Origin of the sequence: Salipiger pentaromativorans, from assembly GCF_024721115.1 — a bacterium.
Classification (GTDB): domain Bacteria; phylum Pseudomonadota; class Alphaproteobacteria; order Rhodobacterales; family Rhodobacteraceae; genus Salipiger; species Salipiger pentaromativorans.
Map to the genome: position 1 here is coordinate 550455 of NZ_JAMDHK010000001.1, position 26777 is coordinate 577231.

Annotated in this window: 24 protein-coding genes; 17 read left to right on the top strand and 7 right to left on the bottom strand. The window is 67.3% G+C overall.

What is annotated here, in order from left to right:
• Nucleotides 1-5: 5 nt before the first annotated feature.
• Nucleotides 6-299 carry a ribbon-helix-helix domain-containing protein gene (locus M4578_RS02625; RefSeq protein ID WP_258091874.1) on the bottom strand — a complete coding sequence of 98 codons (294 nt, stop codon included), beginning with the start codon at nucleotides 297-299 and terminating at the stop codon, nucleotides 6-8.
• Nucleotides 300-406: 107 nt separating this feature from the next.
• Nucleotides 407-1357: a LysR substrate-binding domain-containing protein gene (locus M4578_RS02630; protein WP_258091875.1), complete on the bottom strand. Its 951-nt coding sequence runs from the start codon at nucleotides 1355-1357 to the stop codon at nucleotides 407-409.
• A 302-nt stretch (nucleotides 1358-1659) separates the two neighbouring features.
• On the opposite strand from M4578_RS02630, the gene M4578_RS02635 reads away from it, so the two are divergent.
• Together M4578_RS02635 and M4578_RS02640 are read left to right on the top strand one after the other, a co-directional pair.
• The gene (locus M4578_RS02635; RefSeq protein WP_258091876.1) at nucleotides 1660-2133 is read left to right on the top strand and encodes a hypothetical protein; all 474 of its coding nucleotides are present in this window, start codon (nucleotides 1660-1662) and stop codon (nucleotides 2131-2133) included.
• 54 nt (nucleotides 2134-2187) lie between these two features.
• Nucleotides 2188-4233, top strand: coding sequence for a sigma-54-dependent Fis family transcriptional regulator (locus M4578_RS02640; protein ID WP_258091877.1), 2046 nt, complete (start codon nucleotides 2188-2190; stop codon nucleotides 4231-4233).
• 96 nt (nucleotides 4234-4329) lie between these two features.
• On the opposite strand, the gene M4578_RS02645 is transcribed toward M4578_RS02640, so the two are convergent.
• Nucleotides 4330-6372: a TonB-dependent receptor domain-containing protein gene (locus M4578_RS02645; RefSeq protein ID WP_258091878.1), complete on the bottom strand. Its 2043-nt coding sequence runs from the start codon at nucleotides 6370-6372 to the stop codon at nucleotides 4330-4332.
• 220 nt (nucleotides 6373-6592) lie between these two features.
• Here M4578_RS02645 and M4578_RS02650 point away from each other — a divergent pair, with 220 nt between their 5' ends.
• From M4578_RS02650 to hmuQ, 5 genes are read left to right on the top strand one after another with little or no spacing between them, the layout of a single operon-like run.
• Nucleotides 6593-7660 (top strand): hemin-degrading factor, encoded by a 1068-nt coding sequence (locus tag M4578_RS02650; protein WP_258091879.1) that lies wholly within the window; start codon nucleotides 6593-6595, stop codon nucleotides 7658-7660.
• Nucleotides 7657-8535 (top strand): heme/hemin ABC transporter substrate-binding protein, encoded by an 879-nt coding sequence (locus M4578_RS02655; RefSeq protein ID WP_258091880.1) that lies wholly within the window; start codon nucleotides 7657-7659, stop codon nucleotides 8533-8535. The genes M4578_RS02650 and M4578_RS02655 overlap by 4 nt, the downstream gene beginning before the upstream one ends.
• Nucleotides 8536-8538: 3 nt before the next feature.
• Entirely contained in the window at nucleotides 8539-9624 is a 1086-nt protein-coding gene (locus tag M4578_RS02660; protein ID WP_258091881.1) for a FecCD family ABC transporter permease, read from the top strand.
• The gene (locus M4578_RS02665; RefSeq protein WP_258091882.1) at nucleotides 9624-10412 is read left to right on the top strand and encodes a heme ABC transporter ATP-binding protein; all 789 of its coding nucleotides are present in this window, start codon (nucleotides 9624-9626) and stop codon (nucleotides 10410-10412) included. The genes M4578_RS02660 and M4578_RS02665 overlap by 1 nt, the downstream gene beginning before the upstream one ends.
• A 17-nt stretch (nucleotides 10413-10429) precedes the next feature.
• The gene (hmuQ, locus tag M4578_RS02670; protein ID WP_258091883.1) at nucleotides 10430-10750 is read left to right on the top strand and encodes a heme-degrading protein HmuQ; all 321 of its coding nucleotides are present in this window, start codon (nucleotides 10430-10432) and stop codon (nucleotides 10748-10750) included.
• Nucleotides 10751-10826: 76 nt separating this feature from the next.
• On the opposite strand, the gene M4578_RS02675 is transcribed toward hmuQ, so the two are convergent.
• From M4578_RS02675 to M4578_RS02685, 3 genes are read right to left on the bottom strand one after another with little or no spacing between them, the layout of a single operon-like run.
• On the bottom strand, nucleotides 10827-12032 hold the full coding sequence (locus M4578_RS02675; protein WP_258091884.1) for an ABC transporter permease: 1206 nt from the start codon (nucleotides 12030-12032) through the stop codon (nucleotides 10827-10829).
• A 3-nt stretch (nucleotides 12033-12035) separates the two neighbouring features.
• Nucleotides 12036-12755, bottom strand: a complete 720-nt coding sequence (locus M4578_RS02680; RefSeq protein ID WP_274705511.1) for an ABC transporter ATP-binding protein — start codon at nucleotides 12753-12755, stop codon at nucleotides 12036-12038.
• Between the two features lies 1 nt (nucleotide 12756).
• Nucleotides 12757-14007 (bottom strand): efflux RND transporter periplasmic adaptor subunit, encoded by a 1251-nt coding sequence (locus tag M4578_RS02685; protein ID WP_258091885.1) that lies wholly within the window; start codon nucleotides 14005-14007, stop codon nucleotides 12757-12759.
• Between the two features lie 316 nt (nucleotides 14008-14323).
• Here M4578_RS02685 and M4578_RS02690 point away from each other — a divergent pair, with 316 nt between their 5' ends.
• From M4578_RS02690 to M4578_RS02720, 7 genes are all read left to right on the top strand, one after another.
• Complete coding sequence (locus M4578_RS02690; protein ID WP_258091886.1) at nucleotides 14324-15685, top strand: glutamine synthetase family protein; 1362 nt, start codon at nucleotides 14324-14326, stop codon at nucleotides 15683-15685.
• Nucleotides 15686-15787: 102 nt separating this feature from the next.
• Entirely contained in the window at nucleotides 15788-17029 is a 1242-nt protein-coding gene (locus tag M4578_RS02695) for an NAD(P)/FAD-dependent oxidoreductase (protein ID WP_258091887.1), read from the top strand.
• Nucleotides 17030-17073: 44 nt separating this feature from the next.
• Nucleotides 17074-18045 (top strand): TRAP transporter substrate-binding protein, encoded by a 972-nt coding sequence (locus M4578_RS02700; RefSeq protein WP_258091888.1) that lies wholly within the window; start codon nucleotides 17074-17076, stop codon nucleotides 18043-18045.
• Between the two features lie 230 nt (nucleotides 18046-18275).
• A complete protein-coding gene (locus M4578_RS02705) occupies nucleotides 18276-18806 on the top strand; it encodes a TRAP transporter small permease (RefSeq protein ID WP_258091889.1) in 531 nt (176 codons plus the stop codon).
• 1 nt (nucleotide 18807) lies between these two features.
• Complete coding sequence (locus M4578_RS02710) at nucleotides 18808-20121, top strand: TRAP transporter large permease (RefSeq protein ID WP_258091890.1); 1314 nt, start codon at nucleotides 18808-18810, stop codon at nucleotides 20119-20121.
• Between the two features lie 4 nt (nucleotides 20122-20125).
• On the top strand, nucleotides 20126-20869 hold the full coding sequence (locus M4578_RS02715) for a TSUP family transporter (RefSeq protein ID WP_258091891.1): 744 nt from the start codon (nucleotides 20126-20128) through the stop codon (nucleotides 20867-20869).
• Nucleotides 20866-21789, top strand: a complete 924-nt coding sequence (locus M4578_RS02720; protein ID WP_258091892.1) for a hypothetical protein — start codon at nucleotides 20866-20868, stop codon at nucleotides 21787-21789. Before M4578_RS02715 ends, M4578_RS02720 begins: the two co-directional genes overlap by 4 nt.
• Before the next feature lie 37 nt (nucleotides 21790-21826).
• Here M4578_RS02720 and cbbR read toward each other — a convergent pair whose 3' ends face one another.
• Nucleotides 21827-22759, bottom strand: a complete 933-nt coding sequence (gene cbbR / locus M4578_RS02725; protein WP_258091893.1) for a LysR family regulator CbbR — start codon at nucleotides 22757-22759, stop codon at nucleotides 21827-21829.
• A 100-nt stretch (nucleotides 22760-22859) separates the two neighbouring features.
• Here cbbR and M4578_RS02730 point away from each other — a divergent pair, with 100 nt between their 5' ends.
• The 3 genes from M4578_RS02730 to tkt are packed head-to-tail and all read left to right on the top strand — an operon-like array spanning nucleotide 22860 to nucleotide 26768.
• The gene (locus M4578_RS02730; RefSeq protein WP_258091894.1) at nucleotides 22860-23867 is read left to right on the top strand and encodes a class 1 fructose-bisphosphatase; all 1008 of its coding nucleotides are present in this window, start codon (nucleotides 22860-22862) and stop codon (nucleotides 23865-23867) included.
• Between the two features lie 31 nt (nucleotides 23868-23898).
• Nucleotides 23899-24771, top strand: a complete 873-nt coding sequence (locus M4578_RS02735; protein WP_258091895.1) for a phosphoribulokinase — start codon at nucleotides 23899-23901, stop codon at nucleotides 24769-24771.
• Nucleotides 24772-24782: 11 nt separating this feature from the next.
• Entirely contained in the window at nucleotides 24783-26768 is a 1986-nt protein-coding gene (gene tkt / locus M4578_RS02740; protein ID WP_258091896.1) for a transketolase, read from the top strand.
• Nucleotides 26769-26777 lie beyond the last annotated feature (9 nt).

Consider the following 26777-nt stretch of genomic DNA (forward strand, 5'->3'; position numbering starts at 1 on the left):
GCGGTCTATTCCGCCGCCATCAGACGCTGCGACCGCTCGGGATTGGCCTCGATGAACACCAGGCAGGCGCAGCGCAGCAGCGAGGTGAAATTCTCCGGCTCGCCGCGCAGTTCCAGAACTTCCGAATGCAGCTTGGACAGGAAGGCCGGGGTCGTGCGCCCCTCTTTCTCGGCGATCTCGTCGAGGATCGCCCAGAACGAATTTTCCAGCCGGATGCTGGTGCTTTGACCGTTGAGCCGCAGCCGGCGCGTGGTCGAAGCGTAGCGCTGCGGCTCCTGCCCCGCAAAAACCTGGCACATGCGTCTGTTCCCTCCTCTTCCGGCCGTTCCGGCCCCGTCCTCCCGGGGTCCGGCTCCGGCGCTCCCTCCCGGCACATCACTCTAGGAAGGAAATCCGCCCCTGTCCATCAGACGGAAGGCGCGGGTGCCGCCTTGGCCGCGGCGGGCAGCGGCACCGCCCCGGCCACGAGGTCCAGACCGCAATCCCGCACCGCCTCCGAAATCTCGTGCAGCCGGTCGGCCAGCGGCGACCCGTTGCGCCAGATCATCCCCACGGTGCGCGCCGGCTGCGCCCCCACGAAATGCGAGACCGCGACCGGCGTGGCACGGGTCTCGACCGGCACCGCCATTTCGGGAATGAGCGTGACCCCGATGCCGGCGGCCACCATCTGCACCAGCGTGGACAGCGAACTGCCGTCCAGCATCTCACGCGGGAGCGCCGATTGCACCTTGCAGAAGGACAGCGCCTGATCGCGAAAGCAATGCCCCTCTTCCAGCAGCAGCAGCCGCATCTCGCGCAGCGTCTCGCGCGAGGGAACCGGGGTGCCTTCGTCCTCGCCCGGACGGATCAGGACGAAATTCTCGGAAAACAGCGCCACCTCGGTCAGCGAGGGTTCGGACACCGGCAGCGCCACGATCGCCGCGTCGAGCCGCCCCTCGGACAGCTCGGAAATCAGCCGGCTGGTCACCGTCTCGCGCATTTGCAGGTCGAGCCCCGGATAGCTCTGATTGAGGCGGCGGATCAGCGAGGGCAGCAGATAGGGTGCGATGGTCGGGATCACCCCGATCCGCAGCCGCCCCACGAAGCGCTCCTTCGAGGCGCGGGCCAGATCGCCCAGCTCGTCCAGCGCGCGCAGGATCTCGCGCGCACGGGGGGCGAATTCCTCGCCCACATGGGTCAGCCGGACCTGACGCGGCCCGCGTTCGAACAGCGCCACCCCCAGTTCCGCCTCCAGCTCCTTGATCTGTAGCGACAGCGCCGGCTGGGTGATCGAACAGGCCGAGGCCGCCCGCCCGAAATGCTTGTGCAGCGCCAGCGCGTCGAAATAGCGAAGCTGCTTGAGCGTGAGGTTGGCCATTTGAGAACCTTATCGCAAAGATCAGATCATTAAATTTAGACATATCGCAGGACTTTGCTAGGCTCGACCCGACAATTTGCGCCAAAGGCTCCGCGACGGTCGCACGACAGGCCGCTTTCCGCGTTGCCCGGCGCCTTTTGTCCGTGAGTTCCCCGCCGGCCACGTACCCGGCAGAGCTGCAAAAAACGCGTTTTCTGCAAGGCAGAAAGGCGTTTCGCGCGATGGCGCGCCGGATCGGCGCGCAAAATCACGTAGGCAAAAGGTTTGTCATCTGTTAATCTTTTAAGCAGGGAGGACTAAAATTGGACATTTTCTCGAAACGCGATGGGCCGCGCGCAGAAGACGTGCGCGCCAAACGCATGATTTCCGAAAACGCGCCTGTCATTCGCAAGCTCGCCGACCAGATCAGCGGCGGCGGCTATACCGCGATGCAACAGGCCAAGGCCAAAAAACCTCCGCAACCCAAGGGCTTGATCATCCACGATCTCGGCAGCGCCCGCAGCGCCGCCGAGCCGGAGCCCTATGTCAAGATCAGCCTCAACAACCGCGTGGTTCTGGCCGACAAGAACAGTGGCCGGCAACTTCACATGCTGGGGGAGATTCGCAGCGGCTATCCGGCGCGCTTCGTGCCCGCCACCGCCGAGAACGGCTTCTTCTCGCCGCTGCCCGAGGATGTCTATGCCGCGATCCGGCATCTCGAAGAGCAGCCGATCACCCGGGAGTTCGGCGAAAAGCAGCTTGCCGCCGCTCTGGAGGAAAGCCTCGGTCTGACCTGACCACGCCCCTTGCGGGGGCCCAGCGGGGCCTCCGCCTCTGAAACACAGCAAGGCATGCGCAACACCGAGCTAGGTATGGGTCGAACAAGCTATTTCCAGCGCACACACAAAACAAACGAACCCCGGACGCCCGCCGCGCCTCTGACGGAATATTGCGAAGGCCAGACCCGTCAGGCCTGGGAAAGCGTGATCACCGGCCAGTCGCTGGCGGAGCCGGAAATCGCTCCGGTCCGCAACGAGATCGTGCAATCCTGGCAACGCAGCCTGCGGATGGGCGTCGATGCCAAGATGCAGCATTCGCGCAAGATCGGCGCCGAGGAGGATCTGCACCGGCTGCGGCGCCGCAACGCCTCGCTGATGCAGGCGGCGCGGGCCGCCTTTGCCCGGCTGGCCCCGCATCTTTCCGAGGCCAAGGCGATCCTGCTGCTGACCGACAGCAACGGGGTGATCATCGACGCCATCGGCGATCATTCCGTGCTCGACGAGGGGCAGGAGATTCACCTCGAGATCGGCGGCGTCTGGAACGAGGACGCCATCGGCACCAACGGCATCGGCACCGCGCTCAAGACCGGCAAGCCGACCTATGTGCATGCGGCCGAGCATTTCTGCCAGGGCGTGCAAGCCTGGACCTGCGCCGGCGTGCCGATCTTCGACCCGTTCGACCGGACGGTGATCGGGGTGGTCGATCTGTCGGGGCCGCCCGACATCTTCCGCCGCCACAATATCGCGCTGGTGGTCGCCGCCGCCCGCGAGATCGAGATCGCGCTTGCCGAACAGCAGCGCGAAGAGCGCACGCTGCTGCTCGAGGCGTTCCTGAATTCCGATGTCAGCCGCCCCGGCAACGGCGTGCTGCTGCTGGACAAGGTCGGGCGCATTCTCTACCGGCGCGGGCTCGACGACCGGCTGCACCTGCCGCGCTCGGATCTGGCGGTGGGCAAACAGCTTCTGGCGCTGAATGCCGGGATGAGCGATGGCGACATCGTCGCCGCCCTGCCCCCGGAGCTGGAAACCGACGGCATCGAACGGCTGGAATTCGAGGGCCGTCTGCGCGGCGCGGCGCTGTTCCTGAAACACAGCCAGCCGGCGCATGCCCGGCAGGAAGAGACGGTGCGCATCCGGCCTCGGCCGAATGTGGCCGAGGACGAGATCATCATCGTCGGCAACGCCCCGAAGATGCTCGAGGCGATCGAGCTGGCCGAACGCGCCGCCGCCGCCGGGGTCACCGTGCTGATCCAGGGCGAGACCGGCACCGGCAAGGAGCTGTTCGCGCGCCTCGTGCACAGCCGGCTGACCCGCAAGGAGGCGCCCTATGTGACGGTGAACTGCGCGGCGATCTCGAAGGAGCTGATCGGCGCCGAGCTGTTCGGCCATGTGGAAGGCGCCTTTACCGGCGCGCTGCGCGGCGGCAAGGCGGGCAAGTTCGAACAGGCCGATGGCGGTGTGCTCTGTCTCGACGAGATCGGCGACATGCCGCTGGAGCTGCAACCCTATCTGCTGCGGGCGCTGGAACAGCGGGCGGTCTACCGGATCGGCGACAGCGAGCGGCGCCCGGTCAATGTGCAGCTCGTGGCGATGACCAACCGCAATCTGCGCGACGATGTGGAAACCGGGCGGTTCCGCCGCGATCTGTTCTACCGCATCGGCATCGTCGCCATCGAGGTGCCGCCGCTGCGCGAACGCGGCACCGACATTCTGGCGCTGCTCGAACATTTCAACACCTGCTTCACCCAGCGCTTCGACAGCGCGCGGCTCGAATTCTCGTCGCAGGTGCTCGACCGGCTGCAACGCTATCACTGGCCGGGCAACGTGCGCGAGCTGCGCAATCTCGTCGAGCGTCTGCACCTGCTGCGGCGCTCCGGCACGGTGGGCCTGTCGGATCTGCCCGCCGAAATCCTGGAAACCCCGAGCGGGCTCGGCTTCTCGGTCTCCGCCTTTGACAGCGGCGACGCCGCGGTCAATCTGGAGAATGTCGAGGATCAGGCCATTCGCCGGGCGATGGCGGCGGAGAACGGCAACCTCACCCGGGTCGCGGCACGGCTCGGGATCTCGCGCCCGACGCTTTACCGCAAGATCAAGCAATACGGCATCCCGAGGGATTGAGCCGGCTCGGGCGCCTCTGCCCCGGAAACGGAAAACGCCCTCCGGAAATCCGGAGGGCGTTTCCACCCTGTCCGCCGAGAGGGAACCGCGGCGGGATCAGAAGAGTTTGGTGAGGCTGACCTTGAAGGTCCGGCCTGGCGCCTTGCGCGACGACAGATTCCCCGTGTAGTCGAGATCAAAGGCATTCTCTATGCCAAAACGGATCTCGGTCCCTTCAAACGCCCCGGTCTGCGGCTTGTAGGTCGCGCGCAGATTGTGGACCGTGTAGTCGGACAGATCGTTCAATGTGGCGTCGCGGGCATCCGCCGTATGCCGCACCTCCCAGCTCAGATCCAGCGTGTCGTTCCAGCGCTTGCCCAGCGTCAGCCCCAGTGTGGTCGCGGGCTGGTTCCGCCAATCCTCATCGGCGAAGCCATCGGCATATTCCGTGCCCTGCCCGGTGGCGCCGTGGAAATCCACATAGACCCCGTTCTCAAGCCCGTAAGAGGCTTCCAGCTCGAACCCCTCGGTCTCGACCCGGTCGAGATTGACCGAGGTCGAGCCAGAGGCGGTGTAGCTGGTGATGTCCCAGAGCTCGGTCCGGTAGATGTTCCCCCGGATCGAGAAATTGTCGCCCGGCGTGAACAGATCCGTGCCCGCGTAAGACGCCCCCAGTTCGAAGGTGTGGGATTTCTCGGAGGTGGTCATGCGCCACTCGTTGGCGGCGCTGCCGCCCAGATCGTCGATGATCGGCAGACCTTCGGTATAGGCGGCGCTGCCGAAGACCGACAGCCCGTTGCCGAAATCATAGGCCACCGCCAGACCGCCCATCAGCGCGTCGTTCTCATAGCTTCCGTAGCTGGCCGCGCTCTCGACCTTGGATTTCTCGTAGCGCAGCGCCGGGGTGATGGTGAACCCGCCCGCGCGCATCTCGTCGATCAGGAACAGCGCCAGACGGTTGTCCTCGCCCCCCGGCGCGCTGCCCGCCTCGTTGTCGGCGCGCACCCGGCGCGAGACCTCGACGCCGCTGCGCAGCTGGTGGTCCACCACGCCGGTCTGGAACAGCGCCACGTTCTTCACCGTGAACTTGGTGGTCTCATAGCGCTGCTCGGCGTTCACCGTGGGTTCGAGGAAGGGCCAGGTCGGCGTGCCCTCCAGCGGCGAGGAGCCCGGCACATAGCTGTAGTCGATCTGCTGATCGGCGTAAGACAGGGTCGCGGTCAGATCGACCAGATCGCTGACCGGATTGTAATTGTATTCCAGCGTGGTCTGGCTCGTGTCGGTTTCGCGGTCGACATTGCCGAAGGTGCCGCCGGTGGTGTCGAACGTGTCATAGGGCACGTCCTTGTCGTCGGCGAGCGTGCGCGAATAGGAGAAGGTCAGGCTGTGGTCGTCGTCCTGACCGAAGGTGAACTTGCCCTTGAAAAGCCCCGAGGGCGTCTCGAACCCGCTGTTGCCGATGACATTGCCGTCGCCATCGACCTGATCGTCCTGCTGCCGCCAGGTGTAGTTCAGCAGGAACTCCGCCCGCTCGGTCGGCTGCCAGGCCAGCGTGGTGGAGCTGACCGCCCCCGCCGTGTTCGAGCTGAATTCCAGCGTCTGCCCGACCCGGAACCCCGGCACCCCGCCGGTGAAATCCGAGGCGTTCTTGGTTTCGAGCTTCACCACCCCGCCGACGATGCCGGACCCATATTCGAAACTGCCCATGGTGCCGCGCAGCACCTCGACCTGACGATAGAGCAGCGGATCGGTGAAAAGCTGGGTGCCGATGCGGTACAGCTCTTCCGAGCCCACCGATGCCCCGTCCACAAGGATCGCGATCTTCTGGTCGTTGCCATAGGTGCTGTTGGCGCCGTAGCCGCGAATATTGATGCCCGAGCCCTGCGGGGTGGAACCGTTGATCAGCGTCACGCCGGGCACGGAATCGATCAGTTCGGCGACGGTGCCCGCCTGCCGGTCCTCGATCTCCTCCCCGTCGATGGTGGTGGTCGATACCGCGCCGCCCAGGCTCAGGTCGCGTTTGCCCGGCGTCAGGTAGAGCGTGCCGAGAAAGCCGCTCACCGTGGACAGGTCGGTGCCGGTGTCCTGCGCCAGAGCCGGCGCCGGACAAAGAGAAAGAAGAACAAGCGCGGTGCTGCCGCGCAATATGCTGCGTGTCATGAGATCAGCCTTCGTCAGCGAGTGGTTTATCGGGTCGCTGGCACGGGGCTGGCTTCGGCGGATCCGCGCAAATTTCGATCACGGATCCGTTTGTTCCTTGCAGCGGCTAACGTATCCAACTAAAACAGTCAACTAAGAACCCGCCAGCCTCGACCCCGCTTTTCCGCGTCGTGCCAGCCCATGTGAGCTTTTGACACGCAACGACCGGACAGGACCCCCGATGGCCGATACCCAGACCGCTGCCCCGCAGCCCCTCTCCGCGGAGGCGATTCGCGCCGCGCTCGACTACAATCCCAAGATGCGCGCCCGCGATCTCGCCAGTCAGCTCGGCCTCCCGGAAGCGGCGCTTCTGGCCGCGCGGACCGGCCAGGGCGTCACCCGCATCAACGCCCATCCCGACGCGGTAATGCCGGCGGTCGAGACGCTGGGCGAGGTCATGGCGCTGACCCGCGTCGAGGCGGCGGTGCATGAGAAAGTCGGGATCTATGCCAATTACCACCCCGGCCCGCATGCCGCGATGGTGCTGGCCGACGAGATCGACCTGCGCATCTTCCCGAGCCACTGGCAACACGGCTTCCTCGTCGAGCAGGAGAGCGACGGCGGCGTGAAACGCAGCCTGCAGATCTTCGACGCGGCGGGCGACGCCATCCACAAGGTGCATCTGCGCGAAGGCTCGGACCTGAGCGGCTGGGCCGCTCTGAAACAGGCGCTCGCCACCGGCGAGACGGGCGACACGCTGGAGCTGGCCCCGCGCCAGACCACCGAGGCGGCAAAGTCCGATCCCGCCAAGCGCGACATTCTGCGCAAGGAATGGGCGCGGCTCACCGACACGCATCAGTTCCTGCGGCTCTGCTCCAAGCTCAAGATGAACCGGCTCGGCGCCTATCGCATCGCTGGCGCCCCCTTCGTGCGCCCGCTCGATCCCGCCGCCATAGATCCGATGCTGGAGGCGGTGCGCGACCGCGAGACCCAGATCATGCTCTTCGTGGGCAATCGCGGCTGCATCCAGATCCACTCCGGCCCGGTGCGCAATCTGCACCCGATGGGGCCGTGGCAGAACATCATGGACCCCGGCTTCAACCTGCATCTGCGCCGCGACAAGGTGGCCGAGCTCTGGGCCGTGGAGAAACCCACCCAGCGCGGCCCGGCGCTCTCGGTCGAGGCTTTCGACGCCGAGGGCGGGCTGATCTTCCAGTGCTTCGGCGTCGGCAAGCAGGGCAACGACCACCGCCCGGCCTGGAAAGACATCGTCGGGGGGCTCGCCAGCCGCGAGGAGGTGAGCGCATGAGACGCCGCGCCTTCCACACGCTTGCGCTGTCCACCGCCGCCACTCTCGTGCTTGGCGGGCTCGGCGCCGCTGTCCTGCCCGCCGAGGCGGCGCGGGGCGAGGCCGACACGCTGTCGATCGGCGGATCGGTCACCGAGATCGTCTATGCGCTGGGGCAGGAGCACCGTCTTCTGGCCCGCGACACCACCTCGACCTACCCGCCCGAGGCCGAGGCGCTGCCCGATGTGGGCTATATGCGCGCGCTCTCGCCCGAGGGCGTGCTGTCGGTCGGACCCGACCTGATCCTCTCCGAAGAGGGCGCGGGCCCGCCCGAGACGCTGGAGGTGCTGGAAGAGGCGCAGATCCCCTTCATCACCGTGCCGGGCGGGCTGGATGCCGAAGGCGTCGCCGCCAAGATCCGCGCGGTGGGCGCGGCCCTCGGTGTGCCGGAGAAGGCCGAGGCGCTGGCCGCCGAGGTCACCGCCGAGATCGCCGCCGCCAGCGCCCGTGCGCAAGGCGCCGCAGGCGCGCCCAAGCGCGTGCTCTTCGTTCTCTCCGCGCAGGGCGGACGGCTGATGGGCGCGGGCGAGAACACCGGCGCGGCGGCGATCATCGCGCTTGCCGGCGGGGTGAACGCGCTGGAGGGCGTCGAGGGCTACAAGCCGCTCTCGGACGAGGCCGCCACCGCCGCCGCGCCCGATGTCATCCTGATGATGGACCGCGAGGGCGATCATGCGGCCAGCGCGGAAGAGCTGTTTTCCCTGCCCGCCCTGGCCGTCACCCCCGCTGCCGAAACCGGCGCGCTGATCAAGATGGACGGGCTGAAGCTGCTGGGCTTCGGGCCGCGCACCGGCGCGGCGGTGGCCGAGCTGTCGGCCATGCTCTACGGAGACTGATCCGTGGTCGCGCTCACCGATCCCGCCCCCGGCGCGCGGCGGGCGGCGGCCCCGCCAAGCCGCCTCGCCCGCGCCCGGCGCCTGCATCTCTGGCTGGCGCTGCTGATGATCGCGGTGGCGCTGACCAGCCTCACCGTCGGGGCAACGGGGGTCCAGCTCTGGGACGTGGCGAGGAGCCTCGCAAGAGGCGAGGAGCTGTCCCGCATGGAACGTGTCGTCCTCTTCGACATCCGCCTGCCCCGCCTGGTGCTGGGGCTGGCGGTGGGCGCGGCGCTGGCCGTCTCCGGGGCGGTGATGCAGGGGCTCTTCCGCAACCCGTTGGCCGATCCCGGCATCGTCGGGGTCAGCGCCGGGGCGGGCCTCGGCGCGATCCTCGCCATCGTGCTGGGCGGGCTGCTGCCGCCCGCGCTGCTGGGCCTCGCGGGCGGGCACCTTGTGCCGCTCGCCGCCTTCCTGGGCGGCTGGGCCAGCACGCTGCTGCTCTACCGCGTCGCCACGCGGCGCGGCCACACCTCGGTCGCCACCATGCTGCTGGCGGGCATCGCGCTCGCGGCGCTTGCCGGCGCCGTCTCGGGCGTGCTGGTCTACATGGCCGATGACAACCAGCTCCGCGACCTGACCTTCTGGGGGCTGGGCTCTCTGGCGGGCGCGAGCTGGGGCAAGCTCGCCGCCGCCCTGCCGATCATGCTGATCGCCATCGCCGGCGCCGGCCTGATCGGCCGCGGGCTCAACGCGCTGGCACTCGGCGAGGCCACCGCCGCCCATATCGGCATCCCCGTGCAGCGCATGAAACGCCTCGCCATCCTCTGCGTCGCGGGCGCCACCGGCGCCGCCGTCGCGGTTTCGGGCGGCATCGGCTTCGTCGGCATCGTGGTGCCGCATCTGCTGCGCCTCGGCTCCGGCCCCGATCACCGGGCGCTGCTCATCAACTCCGCGCTGCTGGGCGCCGCGCTGCTGGTGGTGGCCGACATGATCAGCCGCGTGGTCGTCGCCCCCGCAGAACTCCCCATCGGCATCGTCACCGCCGTGCTGGGCGCGCCGGTGTTCCTGTGGATCCTGCTGCGGCAGCGCGGCGTGGTGGATCTCTGATGCTACAGGCCCGGAACATCACCGTGACCCTCGGCCGCGCCGAGGTGCTGCACGACATCGCCTTCGACGCCGCCCCCGGCCAGCTCACCGCCATCTGCGGCCCCAACGGCTCGGGCAAGACCACGCTGCTGCGCGCCATGACCGGCGACCTCCCGCATGACGGGCGGATCACCCTGAACGGCGCCGGGCTCGAGACCCGCGCCCCCTGGGAGCTGGCGGCGATCCGGGGCGTGCTGCCGCAGGCCAGCGCCCTCGCCTTTCCCTTCACCGTGCTCGAAGTCGTCGAGATCGGGCTGAGCCGGGGCCGGTCCGGCGGCGATCCCGAGGCCGCCATGCAGGCCCTGGCCCGGGTCGATCTGGATCACTACGCCACCCGCCCCTATCAGGCTTTGTCCGGCGGCGAGCAGCAGCGGGCCCAGCTTGCCCGGGTGCTGGCGCAGGTCGCCGCCCCCGTCGCCGAGGACGGACCGCGCTGGCTGTTCCTCGACGAGCCGGTTTCGGCGCTGGACATCGCCCATCAACTCGACGTGATGCAGATCGCCCGCGACTTCGCCGATGCCGGCGGCGGCGTGGTCGCGGTGATGCACGACCTGAACCTCACCGCCATGTTCGCCGACCGCGTCGCGCTGCTGGCCGGAGGCCATGTTCTGGCGGCGGGCCCGGCGGCCGAGGTGATGACTTCGGAAACATTGTCGCGGGCCTATGGCTGCCGGCTGCGCGTGGGCGCGGCACCGCCGCCGGGCACCCCCTTCCTTCTTCCCCAGGCCGCGGCACGCGCGGCAGACTGACCCCGAAAGGACATTCCATGTATCTTGCGATGAACCGCTTCACCGTCCCGCTCGAGAATGCCGCGGAATTCGAGGAGATGTGGCTGTCGCGCGACAGTGCCTTGCAGGAAATGCCGGGCTTCCTGGCCTTCCACATGCTGAAGGGCGACGAGACCGATGGCACGATCCTCTATGCCTCGCACACCGCCTGGGAGACCGAGGAGGATTTCCGCAACTGGACCCGAAGCGAGGCGTTCCGCACCGCCCATGCCCGCGCCGGCACCCGCCGCAAGCTGCATGCGGGCGCGCCGCGCTTCGAAGGGTTCCGGGCCATCCAGCACATTCCGCAGCCGGCATAATCTGCCGGAGCCCCGGGCCCGCCACAGAACGGCCCCCGTGGCGCAGCAACCGCCCCGGCGCGCGACACGCGCCGGGTCACTGATGCCGCAGCGCCTCGATCGGATCGAGCCGCGCCGCGCGGCGGGCAGGGAAATAGCCGAAGACAACCCCCACCAGCCCCGAGAACAGGAAGGCCAGCAGCACGACCTCGACGCTGGGCGAGAACGGAATCGCCATGAGCTGCGCCGCCACGAAGGCGATGCCGAAGCCGGTCAGGATGCCGATCACACCGCCCAGCACCGACAGCACGATGGCCTCGACCAGAAACTGCGTCAGCACCTGGCGCGCGGTGGCGCCGATGGCCAGCCGGATGCCGATCTCGCGGGTGCGCTCGGTGACCGAGACCAGCATGATGTTCATGATCCCGATGCCGCCCACCAGCAGGCTCACCGCCGCCACCGCCGACAAAAGCCCCGTCAGCACCGCGTTCACCGAGGTCAGCATCGAGGCGATCTGCGCCATGTCCATGACCCGGAAATCGTCGGCCTCGTCCACGCTGATGCGGCGGCGTTCCCGCATCAGCGCCTCGATCTCGCGGGTGCCGCGATCCGCCGAGACGCCCGGCGTCAGCGCAAGCTGAAAGCTCGCCACATCCGCCGAGCCCACCAGCCGCCGCTGCACCGCGCGGATCGGCATCAGGATCAGGTCGTCCTGATCCTGCCCCATCATCCCGGCCCCCTTGGCCTCGAGATACCCGATCACCAGGCAGGACACCGTGTCGATGCGGATCGTCTCGCCCGTCGGGTCGGCATTGCCGAACAGCTCCTGCCGCAGACTTTCCCCCAGGATGCAGACCGCGGCGCCCGCGCTTTCCTCGGCCTCGGTAAAGCCGCGCCCGCGCAGCACCGTCCAGTTCCCGACATCGAGGTAATCCGAGGTGGTGCCCGTGACCGTGGTCGAGGCGTTGGCATTGCCATAGACCACGGTTTCCATGCTGCTGACCACCGGCGCCACCGCCGAGAGCACGCTCAGCCCGCCCAGCGCCTCGGCGTCGCGCAGGGTGAAATTCGCCGCCTCCTCCGAGGCACCCGGCCCGCCGAAACCGCCCCCCGGACGCAGCATCAGCACATCACTGCCAAGGCTTTCCACATCCGAGGTCACCTGCTCGGAAGAGCCCTGTCCGATGGTCACCATGGCAATGACGGCGGCCACCCCGATCACCACCCCCAGCACGGTCAAGAAGGAGCGCAGCGCGTTGCGGGTGATCGCCAGAAGCGCAAGCCGGACGGTTTCCCAAAGCATCTCTCAGCCCTCCCGCGCGGCCGGTTGGAAATCGGCGCTCTGCACGCGCCCGTCGACAAACAGAACGATGCGGTGCGCGTACTCCGCCATCTCCTCTTCATGGGTCACCATGATGATGGTGATCCCGTCATCGCGGTTCAGCGCCGAAAGCAGCTCCATGATCTCGCGCGAGCGGTGGGTGTCGAGGTTGCCCGTGGGCTCGTCAGCAAGCAGCACCATGGGGTTGTCGACGATGGCCCGCGCGATGGCGACGCGCTGCTGCTGGCCCCCCGAGAGCTGCGAGGGCTGGTGATGCTCGCGCCCCGCCAGCCCGACCTTTTCCAGCGCCGAGCGCGCCCGCGCGGCGCGTTCGGCGGGCGGCACGCCTTTATAGATGAGCGGCAGCTCGACATTCTCCAGCGCCGTCGAGCGCGGCAGCAGGTTGAAGCCCTGGAAAACGAACCCCAGATATTCGCGCCGCAGGATCGCGCGCTGGTCGCGGTCGAGCCCGCCCACCTCCACATCGTGAAACAGGTAGCTGCCGCCGGTGGGCCGGTCGAGACAGCCGATGATGTTCATCGCGGTGGATTTGCCCGAGCCCGACGGCCCCATGATGGCGATGAACTCGCCTTCGCCGATGGTCAGATCGACGCCGTCGAGCGCCCGCACCTCGGCCTCGCCCTCGCCATAGACGCGGCTGACATCGCGGAGCGCGATCAGCGGGCTGGTGTCGTCCTCGCCCATGTCATCGCGCCTCGGTCTGGTCGATGATCACCGTGTCGCCCTCGGCCAGATCGCCCGCAAGGATCTCGGTGCTGCGCCCGTCGGTCTCGCCGGTCTGCACGGCGATTTCGGTGGCGACACCGTCGCGCAGCACCCAGACCGTGGAGGCATCGGCGCGGGCCCCCGCGCCGTCGAAGGGCCGCGAGGGCAGGACCAGCCCCACCAGACCGCCGCCCCCGCCGCTGTCGCCCTCGCCCGCCACAGTCTGCGGCGGCACGTAGCGCAGGGCCGAATTGGAGACCAGCAGAGCCTCCTCGACCTGGGCCACGGCGATGGTGGCGGTGGCGGTCATGCCGGGGCGCAGCAGCAGCGCGTCGTTATCGACCGTCAGCACGCCCTTGTAGGTCACCACCCCGTCGGTCTCTTCCGGCGCATAGCGCAGCTGCGCCAGCTCGGCATCGAAGTGGCGGCCGGAATAGGCATCGACGGTGAAGGTGGCGGGGTTGCCCTCGGCCACGCGGCCAATGTCGGCCTCGTCGATGTCCACCTGCACCTCCATCCGGCGCAGGTCTTCGGCAAGGGTGAAAAGCTCGGGCGCCGAAAGGCTGGCGGCAACGGTCTGGCCGACCTCGGCGTCGCGGTCGAGCACGATCCCGTCGATGGGCGAGACGATGGCCGCATCCGCCAGATCCGCCTCGGCCAGCGCCAGATTGGCGGTGGCGAGCTTGAGGTCGGCCTGTGCCGCATCGACCGCCGCCATGGCACGCTCGTTCGCCGCCTCATAGGCGATGAGATCGGTGTGAGTGCTGACCCCGCGCTCGTCCAGCCGCCGCTGCGTGTCGAAATTGGACTGCGCCTCGCGGGCGCTGGCCTCGGCCTGCGCAAGCTGCGCTCTGGCCGCCGCCTGCGAGGCCTCGGCTGTGGTCACCTGCGCCTTGAGCTTGGTATCGTCGAGCCGCGCCAGCACCTGACCGACGCTCACCCGGTCGTTGTAATCGGCCTCGACGCTGGCAATCGTGCCGGAAAGCTCCGAGGACACCGTGACCTCGGTGGTGGGCTGCACGGTGCCGGTCGCGGTCACCTCGACCTGAAAGCTGCCCCGCCCCACCGTTTCGGTGACATAGGCCACGCTGCGCTGCGACTGCGCGTTGGTCAGCCAGACCCAGCCGCCCGCCGCGACAAGCAACAGCAGCGCAATCCCCCACCAGACCGGCTTGCGCCGCTGTTTGGCCTTTTGAAGCGTTGCGGAAATTTCGGCGCTGCTGCGTGCCATGGTCCTGCCCTCTGTTCCGGCCGGAGCCGCCTTCCACGTGGAAAGCGCCGGTCCTCTGCACATTGTCATACGCAGGAGCAAGAGGGATCCGCCGCCGGCGTGGCGGGATGCCGCAGGGCCATGTCCCGCGCCGCCAGATCCCCTGCCTGCATTTTGAGCATCCCGCGCCGCCCGGGCGGCACCCCCGGTACACCGGCTTGCCCCTGCCGCGCGGCTTGACGCAGAAACGCCTGACTGGAACTGTTTTTTCCACCGGGCAACCGGATTGGCAAGGCTGGCGCGAGACGCGCCGCAACTGGAACGGAGCAAGGATCTCATGGCCGTACTCACGCTCGACGCGCTCACCGCGCAGGCAAATTCCGGCGAGACCGACACCGTTCTGGTCTGCGCCGTGGACATGCAGGGCCGCCTGATGGGCAAGCGCTATCACGTCGCGCATTTTCTCGAACATGCGCAGGACGAGGCGCATTGCTGCAACTACCTGCTGGCCACCGATCTGGAGATGGGCACCCCCGAGGGCTATGCCACCACAAGCTGGCAGCTGGGCTATGGCGATTACCTCATGAAGCCCGATCTCGGCACCCTGCGCCCGGTGCCCTGGCTCGATGGCACGGTGCTGGTGCTCTGCGATCTGCTCGACCCGAAGACCCATGCGCCTGTGCCGCAGTCGCCGCGGCAGATCCTCAAGACGCAGATCGAGCGGGCGGGTGCGCTGGGGTTCACCCCGATGATGGCGACGGAGCTGGAGTTCTTCCTCTTCGCCCGCGATTACAACAGCATCCGCGCCAGCGGCTTCCGCGATCTCGAAACGCTGATCAAGGTCAATCAGGATTACTCGATCCAGATGACGGGGCGGGAGGAATATATCATGCGCCCGGTGCGCAACACGCTCTATGCCATGGGCATCCCGGTCGAGAACACCAAGGGCGAGGCCGAGACCGGGCAGGAAGAGCTGAACATCCGCTATGCCGGGGCGCTTGGCGCCGCCGATCACCACACGCTGGCCAAGCAGGCGGTCAAGGAGATCGCCGAGCAGAAGGGCCATGCCGCCACCTTCATGGCGAAATGGCGCGCCGACCGGCTGGGCAGCGCCGCGCATCTGCATCAGTCGCTGTTCGCGGACGGGGAAAACGCCTTTCACGACCCCGAGGGCGCGCATGGCATGTCAAAGACCATGGGCCATTACGTGGCCGGGCTGCTGAAATACGCGCCCGAGACCATGCTGCTGCTCGCGCCCTATATCAACAGCTACAAACGCTTTATCCCCGGCACCTTTGCACCGACCAAGATCGCCTGGTCGGTCGACAACCGCACCGCCGGGTTCCGGCTGGTGGGCGAGGGCGGCAAGGGCGTGCGCATCGAATGCCGCATCCCCGGCGCCGACATGAACCCCTATCTCGCCTGCGCCGCGCAGCTGGCCGCCGGGCTGGCCGGGATCGAGGAGGAACTGCCCCTGCCCGCCCCCGCGCGCGGCGATCTCTACGCGATGGAGGAGATCCCCGAGGTGCCCGCCACCCTGCGCGCCGCGACCGAGACCTTCCGCGCCTCGAAGATGCTGCGCAAGACTCTGGGCGACGCGGTGGTCGATCACTACACCCGCGCCGCCGAGGTGGAGCAGGAAGATTTCGACCGCGCGGTCACCGATTACGAGCTTCGGCGCGGGTTTGAGCGCGTCTGAGGCGCCACGCCGGACCCGCCCGGGCCAGAGGCCCCGCCGAGTTGACACCCCCTTGAAATGCGCGCTTGATCCGCAGCGGTGAGGACAGGCCAAGGGGGCGACATGACAAAGACAGTGGCAGTGATCGGCGCGGGGATCGTGGGCGTTTCGACGGCGATCTGGTTGCAGCGCGACGGGCACAAGGTGATCCTGATCGACAAGGCCGGGCCCGGCGAGGGCACCAGCCACGGCAACGGCGGCGTTCTGGCCTCCTGCTCGGTGGTGCCGGTGCCGGGACCGGGGCTCTGGCTGAAGGCGCCGAAGATGCTGCTCGATCCGAACCAGCCGCTCTTCATGAAATGGTCCTACCTGCCCAAGATCGCGCCCTGGCTGATGAAATTCATGTCCCACGCCAACGCGGCGGCGGTGCACAAGCGTGCAGCCGCCTCTACGCAGATCATCGGCGACAGCTATAACGACCACGTCGCGCTGGCCTCGGGCACCGGTGCCGAGAAATGGTTGCACCCGGACGATTACGTTTTCCTCTACAACAGCCGCGCCGATTACGAGGCCGACGCCTTCGGATTCTCGGTGCGAAAGGAGAACGGCTTTGAATGGGAGCTGCTGGAGGACCAGGCCTTCCGCGATTACGACCCCATCTTCAGCCCCGAGATCACCTGCGCCGCCCGCTTCCCCGGCCATGGGCGCATTTCGGATCCCGGTCGCTATGTGAAGGACCTTGCCGCCTTTGCCGAGGCGCAGGGCGCGCGGCTGATCATGGGCGAGGTGACCGACATCGCCCGCGAACAGGGCGCCGTCACCGGCGTGCGGGTCGGCGGCGAGACCATCGCCTGCGATGCCGCGGTGCTGACCACTGGCGTCTGGTCCGGCCCGCTGGCGGAAAAGCTGGGGGTGAAACCGCCGCTGGAATCCGAGCGCGGCTATCATCTGGAACTTTACGAGCCCTCGGTCATGCCGCGCGCACCGGTGATGATCGCCAGCGGAAAATTCGTCGCCACGCCGATGGACGGGCGGCTGCGCCTTGCCGGGATCGTCGAGCTGGGCGGGCTCGATCTGCCGCCCTCGCGCGCGCCCTTCGCGCTGCTCGAACGTCAGATCCGTGCCGCGATCCCCGGCCTGAGCTGGAAAAAGACCGTGGAATGGATGGGACACCGCCCCTCGATGGCCGATTCCCTGCCCATCATCGGCGAATCCACCGTGGTGAGGGGCGCCTTCATGGGGTTCGGCCACGATCATGTCGGTTTGACAGGCGGTCCGAAGACCGGGCTGCTGCTCTCGCAGCTGATCTCGGGCCGAACGCCGAACATCAACCTTGCGCCCTACGCCCCGGATCGGTTTCACTGAGCCCACGTAAAAACATTAGAACACAAACAACAGGGAGACCGATCATGAAAACGATCAAGACGCTGCTGGCCGCCACGGCGCTCGCGGGCACGGGTGTGGCCGCGCAAGCCGAGAAATGGGATATGCCGATGGCCTATTCCGCGACCAACTTCCATTCCGAGATCGGCGCCGAATTCGCCAAATGCGTGACCGACGGCACCTCTGGCGCGCTGGAAATCGTCACCCACCCCTCGGGCTCGCTGTTCGGCGGGGCCGAGATCAAGCGCGCGGTGATGACCGGCCAGGCCAATATCGGCGAGCGTCTGATGTCGGCGCATCAGAACGAGAACCCGCTTTACGGCGTGGATTCGATCCCCTTCCTGGTCTCCTCCTTCGACGAGCATGAAAAGCTCTGGGCGATCGCCGAACCCTATGTGGAAAAGGCGCTGGACGAGGACAATCTGCATTACCTCTATTCGGTGCCGTGGCCGCCGCAGGGCCTGTATATGAACAAGCCGATCTCGGATATTTCCGACCTCAAGGGCGTCAAGTTCCGCTCCTACTCCACCGCCACCGCCAAGATGGCCGAGCTGACCGGCGCGCTGCCGGTGCAGGTCGAGGCGGCGGAACTGAGCCAGGCGCTGGCCACCGGCGTGGCCGAGAGCTTTATCTCCTCGGGCGCGACGGGCTATGACCGCAAGGTCTGGGAACACCTGTCGAATTTCTACGAGGTCGATGCCTGGCTGCCGCGCAACGCGGTCTTCGTGAACAAGGACGCCTGGGCAGACCTGCCGGACGAGACCAAGGCAGTGATGAACGACTGCGCCACCAAGGCGGCGGCGGACGGTCTGGCACGCTCCAAGGACTATACCCAGTTCACCCTGGACGGGCTGAAAGAGAACGGCATGACCGTCGAGCGCGTCAACGACACGCTCATGGGCCAGCTCAAGGCCATGGGCGAGGTCATGACCGCCGAGTGGCTGGAACAGGCGGGCGACGACGGCAAGGCCATCGTCGACGCCTACAAGGGCGAATAAGCCGCGTCTCTTCCGAGCGACCGGACATCGGGCCGGGCCTGCCTTCGGGCGGGTCCGGCACCCAACGAGCGCCACAAACGGATGGCGCTTTTTTATCCTGCGTGGGGCGCCGAACGGCGACCGGGCCCAAGTTTCGGCGGCCCCGGCCAGGCGCCTGACAGACAGGCGCCCGCCCGATGATCAAAGACAGGCCGGACGCGCCCGCGCAGCAGCACAGAGAGGGACAGCCCATGGCCGCGGCAAAGGCGCTGAGGCGCTTACTCGACACGCTCTATCTGATCGGAGGCATCATCGCCTCGTTCTTCCTCATCGCCATTCTGACGATCATCGTGCTGCAGATGCTGGCGCGCTGGACCGGCCATGTGTTTCCCGGCGCCACCGACTACGCGGGCTATTGCATGGCTGCCGCCTCGTTCTTCGCCTTCGCCTATGCGCTGAACCACGGGGCGCATATCCGCGTGTCGCTGTTCCTCTCGGCGCTGGGGAAATACCGCCGCTGGGGCGAGATCTGGTGCTTCGGCATCGGCACGGCGATCTCCACCTGGTTCGCCTGGTACGCGATCAAGGGCAACCATATCTCCTGGCGCTGGAACGAGCTGAGCCAGGGGCTCGACGCGACGCCCATCTGGATCCCGCAGCTCTCCATGTCCATCGGCACGGTGCTGCTGGCCGTGGCGTTCTGGGATCATCTCGTGCGGCTGATCGTGACCGGATCGCACGGCATCACCACCGATCTTGTCGATCAGAGCCAGGGAGAATGACATGGAACAACTGATCCCGATCGGCATCTTCCTCTTCGTGCTGTTCCTGCTGCTGGGGTCCGGCGTCTGGGTGGGCCTTGCGCTCATGGGCGTGGCCTATGTGGGCATGGAGCTTTTCACCTCGCGCCCGGCGGGCGACGCGATGATCACCAAGGTCTGGTCCTCCTCGTCGAGCTGGACGCTGACCGCCCTGCCCCTCTTCATCTGGATGGGCGAGATCCTCTACCGAACGCGTCTGTCCGAGGACATGTTCAAGGGGCTTTCGCCCTGGATGGCACGTCTGCCCGGCGGGCTGGTGCACACCAATATCGTCGGCTGCACGGTGTTTGCCGCCGTCTCCGGATCGTCGGCGGCGACGCTCACCACCGTGGGCAAGATGTCCATCCCCGAGCTGCGCAAGCGGCACTACCCGGAAAAGATGGTCATCGGCACGCTGGCGGGCGCGGCGACGCTGGGGCTGATGATTCCGCCCTCGCTGACGCTCATCGTCTATGGCGTGACGATCAACGAGAGCGTGACCAAGCTCTTTATGGCGGGCGTCTTCCCCGGTCTTGTGCTGGCGCTGATGTTCATGGGCTATGTGGCGCTCACCTCGAAACTCTCGAAGCAATTCGATCCCGATCCCGAACCGCCGATGAGCCTGATGGAGAAGCTCAAGAACTCGCGCTTCCTGATCCCGGTGATCTGCCTGATCCTCGTGGTGATCGGCTCCATGTATATGGGCATCGCCACGGCGACCGAGGCGGCGGCCTTCGGCGTCATCGGCTCCATGGTGCTGGCGGCGACGCAGGGCTCGCTTACCTGGGGCACCTTCAGCGAAAGCCTCATGGGGGCGGTACGCACAAGCGCCATGATCGCGCTGATCCTCGCGGGCGCGTCCTTCCTGTCGCTGAGCATGGGGTTCACCGGCATTCCGCGCGGGCTGGCCGATCTCATCGCCTCGATGGAGCTGTCGCGGTTCCAGCTTCTGATGGCGCTTCTGGTCTTCTACATCATTCTGGGGATGTTCCTCGACGGGATCTCTTCGGTGGTGCTGACCATGGCGGTGGTGGAACCGATGATCCGCGCCCAGGGGATCGACATCATCTGGTTCGGCATCTTCATCGTGGTGGTGGTCGAGATGGCGCAGATCACGCCGCCCATCGGCTTCAACCTTTTCGTGCTGCAAGGCATGACCGGGCATGAGATGAATTTCATCGCCCGCGCCGCGATCCCGATGTTCCTGATCATGGTGGTGATGGTCTTTGTCCTCATCGCCTTCCCGGAACTCGCCACCTGGCTGCCCGACAATATCCGCAAGGGTCCGGGCGGCTGAGCCGGTGCAGGAGGCGCTGAGCCATTTCGCGGCGGCCCCCTGGGTCGCCGCAATCGCGCTGGCGGTGGTCTTTGCCGGTGCCGTGGTCCAGTTCTCGCTCGGCATGGGGTTCGGCCTGACCGTGGCGCCGGTTCTGGCGCTGCTCGACCCGGCGCTGGTGCCGGTGCCCGCCCTGATCATGAGCTTTGCGGTGGCGCTTGGCGGTGCGCTGCGCGAAGCCCGCGCGATCCGCTGGCCCGCCGTCGCGCTGGCCGCCGGCGGGCGCGGCGCCGGAGCGCTGGCGGCGGCGGTCGTGCTGGGCGGCATCGCCTCGGACAAGGGGTTCAGCCTGATCTTCGGGCTGCTGATCACCGGCGCCGTGGCGCTGTCGCTCGCCGGGCTGCGGCTGGCCTTCACCCGGCGCAACATCCTGGCGATGGGCGCGGTCTCGGGGGTGATGGCGACGATCACCTCGGTGGGCGCCCCGCCGCTGGCGATGGTGTTCCAGTCGCGGCCTGCCAACGAGGCGCGCCCCACGCTCTCGGCGATCTTCACCTTCGGCACGCTGTTTTCGCTGGCCGGGCTCTGGCTGAGCGGCTGGGCCGGGATGAGCGATCTGTGGCTGGCGCTGCTGCTCTCTCCCGCCGCCCTCGCCGGGTTCCTCGCGGCGCGGGCGCTGGGGCCGCGACTCGATGCGCGCTACCGGACGGCGCTGCTGGGCATCAGCGGGCTGGCCGGCGTCGCGCTGATCCTGCGGGGGCTGCTGTGAGCCCGCTGCGCGCCTGCGCCCGCCATGCGCGCTGGCTGCTGGTGGCGGGACTTGTGGCGGGCGTTGCCCTGCCCGGCGCCGCCGGCACGGTGCGGGCCTGGCTGCCCGAGCTGGTGGCGCTGATGCTGTTTCTCGCCGCGCTGCGCATCGGGCCGCGCCGGGCGCTCGGCGCGCTGCACGAGCTGCGAAGCACGGCGCTGACCGCGCTGCTCTGGCAAGTGGCGCTGCCGCTGATTGCGCTGGCGCTGGCCGCCGCGCTGGGGCTTCTGACGCATCCCGCCGCGCTGGCACTCGTGCTGATGCTCGCAGCCTCGCCGCTGGCGGGCAGCCCCAATCTCACCATGCTGGTGGGGGCCGATCCCGCCCCGGCGCTGCGGCTTCTGATCCTCGGCACGGCGCTTTTGCCGCTGACCGTCATCCCGGTGTTCTGGGCGCTGCCCGCGCTCGGCAGCGCCGGTGCCGTGACCGGATCGGTGCTGAAACTGCTCGCCACCATCGCGCTGGCCGCCGGCGCCGCCTTTGCCCTCCGGCTCACGCTGATGACGCAGCCCTCCGAGCCCGCGCTTCAGCGCATCGACGGGCTCTCCGCGCTGACCATGACGGTGATGGTGCTCGGGCTGATGTCGGCGGTGGGCCCCGCGCTGACCGAACGCCCGGCGGCGCTCGCCGCCTGGCTGGCGCTCGCCTGCGCCGCCAATCTCGGGCCCCAGTTCGCAACCGTGCTGGCGCTGCGGCAGCGGATCGCGGGCACGCAGATTCCGGCGCTGGCGATCACCTGCGGCAACCGCAACATCGCGCTATTCCTGGTTGCCCTGCCCGCCGAGACCACCGATGCGCTGCTGCTGTTCATCGGCTGTTATCAGGTGCCGATGTATCTGACGCCGCTGCTGATGACGCCGGTCTACAAACGCCTGCGCTGACCGGGCCCAAGATTTTTCGTCCGAAAAATCTTGGGCCTCACGCCGGAGGCCAATGCGGCAGAAAGTCGTCCTTCTCCGCCGCGATGAACTCCCAGACGGTGCGCGCGGCGCCGCTCAGCGGCGCATCCGCCGGATGCAGCAGGAACCAGTGCCGCACGATCGGCAGCCCCGGCAGATCGAGGGTCACCAACCGCCCGGTGCGCAGCTCCTCCACCACCGTGTGATAAGAGATCAGCGCCAGACCCAGCCCCGCGATCACCGCCTGCTTGATCGTCTCGTTGGTGCCCATCTCGGCGCGCTCATAGGTCTTGCCCTCGCCGATCCGGTCGAGGAACCGCGTCGCCAGAATCCGCGTGCCCGAACCCTGCTCGCGCATCAGGATCGTCTCCTTCAGCACCTCCTCGGGGGTGATCTGCGCCGCATGCGCCAGCGGGTGATCGGGCGGCGCGATCAGCACATGCGGGTGATCGCCCAGCGAGATCGCCTCGAGCGGCGGGTCGCGCGGCGGCCGCCCCATGATCGCCAGATCCAGTGCCCCGTCCTGCAACGCCGAAATGATCGTGTCGCGGTTGCCGATCTGAAGCAGCACCTCGATCTCGGGGCAGCTCCTGCGCAACCGCGCCACAATCCCCGGCGCGAAATATTTCCCGGTCGAGACCACCCCCAGAACCACCGTCCCGGCGAGCCCCTTTTGCAGCGCATCGATTCGGCGCACCGCCAGGCGCAATCCCGCATCGGCCTTCTCATAGGCCTGCAAAAGCACCCTGCCCTCGGGGGTTGCGACAAAAGGCCCTGCCCCCTCCCGCGACAGCATGGCACAGCCAAAAGTCTCGTCCAGCGTCTTGAGCTGGCTGTGCACCGCCGGTGCCGTCAGCCCCAGCTCTTCCGCAGCCCGGGAAATTGATCCTGTCCGATCAACGGCTTCCAGCGCGCGAAGCTGTTTGAAGGTCAGAGAGGCCAATCTGCGCATTCATTTTTCCTGAAACGAGGGTCAGAATTTTTAAATTTTCTTACAAGCCGCAATTCCCATGATCAAGCCTCAGTCACCCGTCGAGGAGGAGGAGGCCTTGATGACCGGCATGAACCCCTATTCCGCAGATGCGCCGATTCCGGCCCGCCTGCGCCCCGCCATGGAGGCGCTTGGCCGCGTCGGACGCGATCTCGCCCGGCGCATCGCCCGCGGCCCGCTCGAAGGTCAGCTTGCCGCCGCCGTCGGCGACAACGCCGGCGGCGATCAGCAAAAGGCGCTGGATGTGATGGCCGACGAGGCCTTTGCCCGCGAACTCAAGGGCAGCGGCGTGCGCTGGTATGCCTCCGAAGAGCAGGATGTCGTGGTCGAGATCGACGCTGGCGGCCCGCTGGCGCTGGCCATCGACCCGCTGGACGGCTCGTCGAACATCGAAACCAACGTCTCGATCGGCACGATCTTTTCGATCCGCGAGGCCCGCGAGGACGGCGAAGAGACCTTTCTGCGCCCGGGCCACGAACAGATCGCGGCGGGATATATCATCTACGGCCCGCAATGCATGATGCTCGTCACCTTCGGCACCGGCGTGCAGGATTACATCCTCGACCCCGACACCGGCCTCTTCACGCTGGTGAACAGCGCGCTGACCATCTCGCAGGAAAGCGCCGAATTCGCCATCAACGCCTCGAACTACCGCCACTGGCCCAAGCCCGTGCGCGCCTATATCGACGATTGCCTCGCCGGTGCCGAGGGGCCGCGCGAGAAGAATTTCAACATGCGCTGGATCGCGTCGCTGGTGGCCGAAACCCACCGCATCCTGATCCGCGGCGGCCTGTTCCTCTATCCCGGCGACGACCGCCCGGGCTATGCCATGGGCCGGCTGCGCATGGTCTATGAATGCGCACCGATCGCGATGCTGGTCGAACAGGCCCATGGCCGGGCCACCGACGGCACCACGCGCATTCTCGATAAGATCCCCGGCGCGCTGCACGCCCGCACGCCCTTTGTCTTCGGCTCGTCGGTCAAGGTCGACCGGGTCTGCGCCTATTTCGATCTTCCCGAGCAGGAAGTCTCCGCCCTTTTCGGCAATCGCGGCCTGTTCCGCGCCTGACGCCGCCCCGGACAGAAAGACAACAGGTTCCATGAGCAAGAAACACCCGATCATCTCCGTCACCGGCTCGTCCGGCGCGGGCACGACCACGGTCAAGGCGACCTTCGACCAGATCTTCCGCCGCGAGGGCATCTCGGCGGTGAGCATCGAGGGCGACGCCTTTCACCGCTACAACCGCGCCGACATGAAAGCCGAGCTGGAAAACCGCAAGGCCGCCGGCGACGAGACCTTCTCGCATTTCTCCTATGACGCCAACGAGCTGGGCGAGCTGGAGACGATCTTTCGCACCTATGGCGACACCGGCACCGGCCGCACCCGCCATTACATCCACGACGACAAGGAGGCCGAGCGCCACGGCACGCCGCCGGGCCATTTCACCGACTGGAAGCCCTTTGCCGACGACAGCGACCTGCTGTTCTACGAGGGGCTGCACGGCGCGGTGGTCAATGACGAGGTGAACCTCGCGGCGCATGCGGATCTCAAGATCGGCGTGGTGCCGGTGATCAATCTCGAATGGATTCAGAAGATCCACCGCGACAAGGCTTCACGCGGCTACACCACCGAGGCGGTGACCGATACGATCCTGCGCCGGATGCACGCCTATGTGCACTGCATCTGCCCGCAATTCGTTGAAACGGATGTGAATTTCCAGCGCGTTCCGGTGGTCGACACCTCCGACCCGTTCATCGCGCGCTGGATCCCCACCGCCGATGAAAGCCTCGTGGTGATCCGCTTCAAGAACCCCAGGGGCATCGACTTTCCCTATCTCACGTCGATGATCCAGAACTCCTGGATGAGCCGGGCGAATTCCATCGTGATCCCCGGCGGCAAGATGGACCTCGCCATGCAGCTCATCTTTACGCCGATGGTCCAGCGGCTCGTCAACGAATCCAAGCGCGCGTGAAGGAGACCCGGATGACCATTCAGCAAAAGATCTCGACCACTGCCGAAGACCTCATGGCCAACGCGATCCGCGCGCTTGCCATGGATGCGGTGCAGGCGGCGAAATCGGGCCATCCCGGCGCGCCGATGGGCATGGCCGATGTGGCCACCGTGCTTTTCAACCGCTTCATGAACGTCGATCCGAAAGATCACAAATGGCCCGACCGCGACCGCTTTGTGATGAGCGCGGGCCATGGCTCGATGCTGGTCTACGCGATCAACCACCTGCTGGGCTATGACGACATGCCCATGGCGCAGCTGCGCAATTTCCGCCAGCTCGGCGCGCGCACCGCGGGGCATCCGGAATACGGCCACGCCAAGGGGATCGAGACCACCACCGGCCCGCTGGGTCAGGGCATCTCCACCGCCGTCGGCATGGCGCTGGCCGAGCGCATGATGAACGCGCGCTTCGGCACCGATCTGGTCGATCACTATACCTATGTGATCGCCGGCGACGGCTGTCTCATGGAGGGGATCAGCCACGAGGCCATCGACCTTGCCGGCCACCTCAAGCTGTCGCGCCTCATCGTGCTGTGGGACGACAACGGCATCACCATCGACGGCGGCACGGAGCTTTCGACCTCCACCGACCAGAAGGCGCGTTTCGCCGCCGCCGGCTGGGACGTGCGCGCGGTGGACGGGCACGACAAGGATGCGGTGGCCGCCGCCATCGAGGCGGCGCGCGCCAGCGACCGCCCCTCGATGATCGCCTGCAAGACGGTGATCGGTTTCGGCGCGCCCAACATGCAGGGCACCCATTCCGTGCATGGTGCGCCGCTCGGCGATGCGGAAATCGCCGCCACCCGCGAGGCGCTCGGCTGGAACCATCCGCCCTTCGAGATCCCGCAAGAGGTCTATGACGGCTGGCGCGCGATTGCCGCGCGCGGGTCCGAGGCGCGCGAATCCTGGTCCCGGCGGCTGTTCAACAGCCCCAATGCCGACAGCTTCCGCGCCGCCCACGCGCCGGTGGACACCCAGGCGCTGGACGCGGCGATCTGCGCCTACAAGCACCGTCTCTCCGAAGACCAGCCCAAGGTCGCGACCCGGAAAGCCTCGGAAATGGCGCTGGAAATCGTCAACGGCACCCTGCCCAACACGGTCGGCGGCTCGGCGGATCTGACCGGCTCGAACAACACCAAAACCAAGGGGCAGACCCCGATCAAACCCGGCGACTATGCCGGCAGCTACATCCATTACGGCATCCGCGAACACGGCATGGCCGCCGCGATGAACGGCCTTGCGCTGCATGGCGGGCTGAAGCCCTATGGCGGGACCTTCCTGGTGTTCGCCGATTACTGCCGCCCGGCGATGCGGCTGTCGTCGCTGATGGGCGTCCCGGTGGTTTATGTCATGACCCATGACAGCATCGGGCTGGGCGAGGACGGTCCGACCCACCAGCCCGTAGAAACCATCGCCTCCCTGCGCGCCATGCCGAACCATCTGGTCTTCCGCCCTGCCGACGCGGTGGAAACCGCCGAGGCCTGGCAGATCGCCATGGAACAGACGACCACCCCCAGCACGCTGGCGCTGTCGCGGCAGGGTCTGCCCACGCTGCGCACCCGCCACACCGACACCAACCTCTCCGCCCGCGGCGCCTATCTGCTGCGCGACCCGTCGCGCCGCGACGTGACGCTCATCGCCACGGGTTCCGAGGTGGAACTCGCGCTCAGCGCCGCCGAGATGCTGGAAAAGGACGGGCTCCGGGCTGCCGTGGTCTCGGCCCCCTGTTTCGAACTCTTCGCGCAGCAGGACCAGAGCTATCGCGACGAGGTTCTGGGCGAGGCCCCCCGCATCGGGATAGAGGCCGCGATCCGGCAGGGCTGGGATCTCATGCTGCGCCCCGAGGACGGGTTCATCGGCATGACCGGCTTTGGCGCCTCGGCCCCGGCGCCGGATCTCTACCGCCATTTCGGCATCACGGCAGAGGCGACGACCGACCTCGCCAAACAACTGATGTAAAATACAAAA

Excerpts from the sequence above, each read along its gene's own strand:
- M4578_RS02625 (WP_258091874.1), bottom strand. The coding sequence starts at position 299 with ATGTGCCAGGTTTTTGCGGGGCAGGAGCCGCAGCGCTACGCTTCGACC.
- M4578_RS02630 (WP_258091875.1), bottom strand. The coding sequence starts at position 1,357 with ATGGCCAACCTCACGCTCAAGCAGCTTCGCTATTTCGACGCGCTGGCG.
- M4578_RS02640 (WP_258091877.1), top strand. The coding sequence starts at position 2,188 with ATGCGCAACACCGAGCTAGGTATGGGTCGAACAAGCTATTTCCAGCGC.
- M4578_RS02645 (WP_258091878.1), bottom strand. The coding sequence starts at position 6,372 with ATGACACGCAGCATATTGCGCGGCAGCACCGCGCTTGTTCTTCTTTCT.
- M4578_RS02650 (WP_258091879.1), top strand. The coding sequence starts at position 6,593 with ATGGCCGATACCCAGACCGCTGCCCCGCAGCCCCTCTCCGCGGAGGCG.
- M4578_RS02655 (WP_258091880.1), top strand. The coding sequence starts at position 7,657 with ATGAGACGCCGCGCCTTCCACACGCTTGCGCTGTCCACCGCCGCCACT.
- M4578_RS02665 (WP_258091882.1), top strand. The coding sequence starts at position 9,624 with ATGCTACAGGCCCGGAACATCACCGTGACCCTCGGCCGCGCCGAGGTG.
- hmuQ (WP_258091883.1), top strand. The coding sequence starts at position 10,430 with ATGTATCTTGCGATGAACCGCTTCACCGTCCCGCTCGAGAATGCCGCG.
- M4578_RS02675 (WP_258091884.1), bottom strand. The coding sequence starts at position 12,032 with ATGCTTTGGGAAACCGTCCGGCTTGCGCTTCTGGCGATCACCCGCAAC.
- M4578_RS02680 (WP_274705511.1), bottom strand. The coding sequence starts at position 12,755 with ATGGGCGAGGACGACACCAGCCCGCTGATCGCGCTCCGCGATGTCAGC.
- M4578_RS02685 (WP_258091885.1), bottom strand. The coding sequence starts at position 14,007 with ATGGCACGCAGCAGCGCCGAAATTTCCGCAACGCTTCAAAAGGCCAAA.
- M4578_RS02690 (WP_258091886.1), top strand. The coding sequence starts at position 14,324 with ATGGCCGTACTCACGCTCGACGCGCTCACCGCGCAGGCAAATTCCGGC.
- M4578_RS02695 (WP_258091887.1), top strand. The coding sequence starts at position 15,788 with ATGACAAAGACAGTGGCAGTGATCGGCGCGGGGATCGTGGGCGTTTCG.
- M4578_RS02700 (WP_258091888.1), top strand. The coding sequence starts at position 17,074 with ATGAAAACGATCAAGACGCTGCTGGCCGCCACGGCGCTCGCGGGCACG.
- M4578_RS02705 (WP_258091889.1), top strand. The coding sequence starts at position 18,276 with ATGGCCGCGGCAAAGGCGCTGAGGCGCTTACTCGACACGCTCTATCTG.
- M4578_RS02710 (WP_258091890.1), top strand. The coding sequence starts at position 18,808 with ATGGAACAACTGATCCCGATCGGCATCTTCCTCTTCGTGCTGTTCCTG.
- cbbR (WP_258091893.1), bottom strand. The coding sequence starts at position 22,759 with ATGCGCAGATTGGCCTCTCTGACCTTCAAACAGCTTCGCGCGCTGGAA.
- M4578_RS02730 (WP_258091894.1), top strand. The coding sequence starts at position 22,860 with ATGACCGGCATGAACCCCTATTCCGCAGATGCGCCGATTCCGGCCCGC.
- M4578_RS02735 (WP_258091895.1), top strand. The coding sequence starts at position 23,899 with ATGAGCAAGAAACACCCGATCATCTCCGTCACCGGCTCGTCCGGCGCG.
- tkt (WP_258091896.1), top strand. The coding sequence starts at position 24,783 with ATGACCATTCAGCAAAAGATCTCGACCACTGCCGAAGACCTCATGGCC.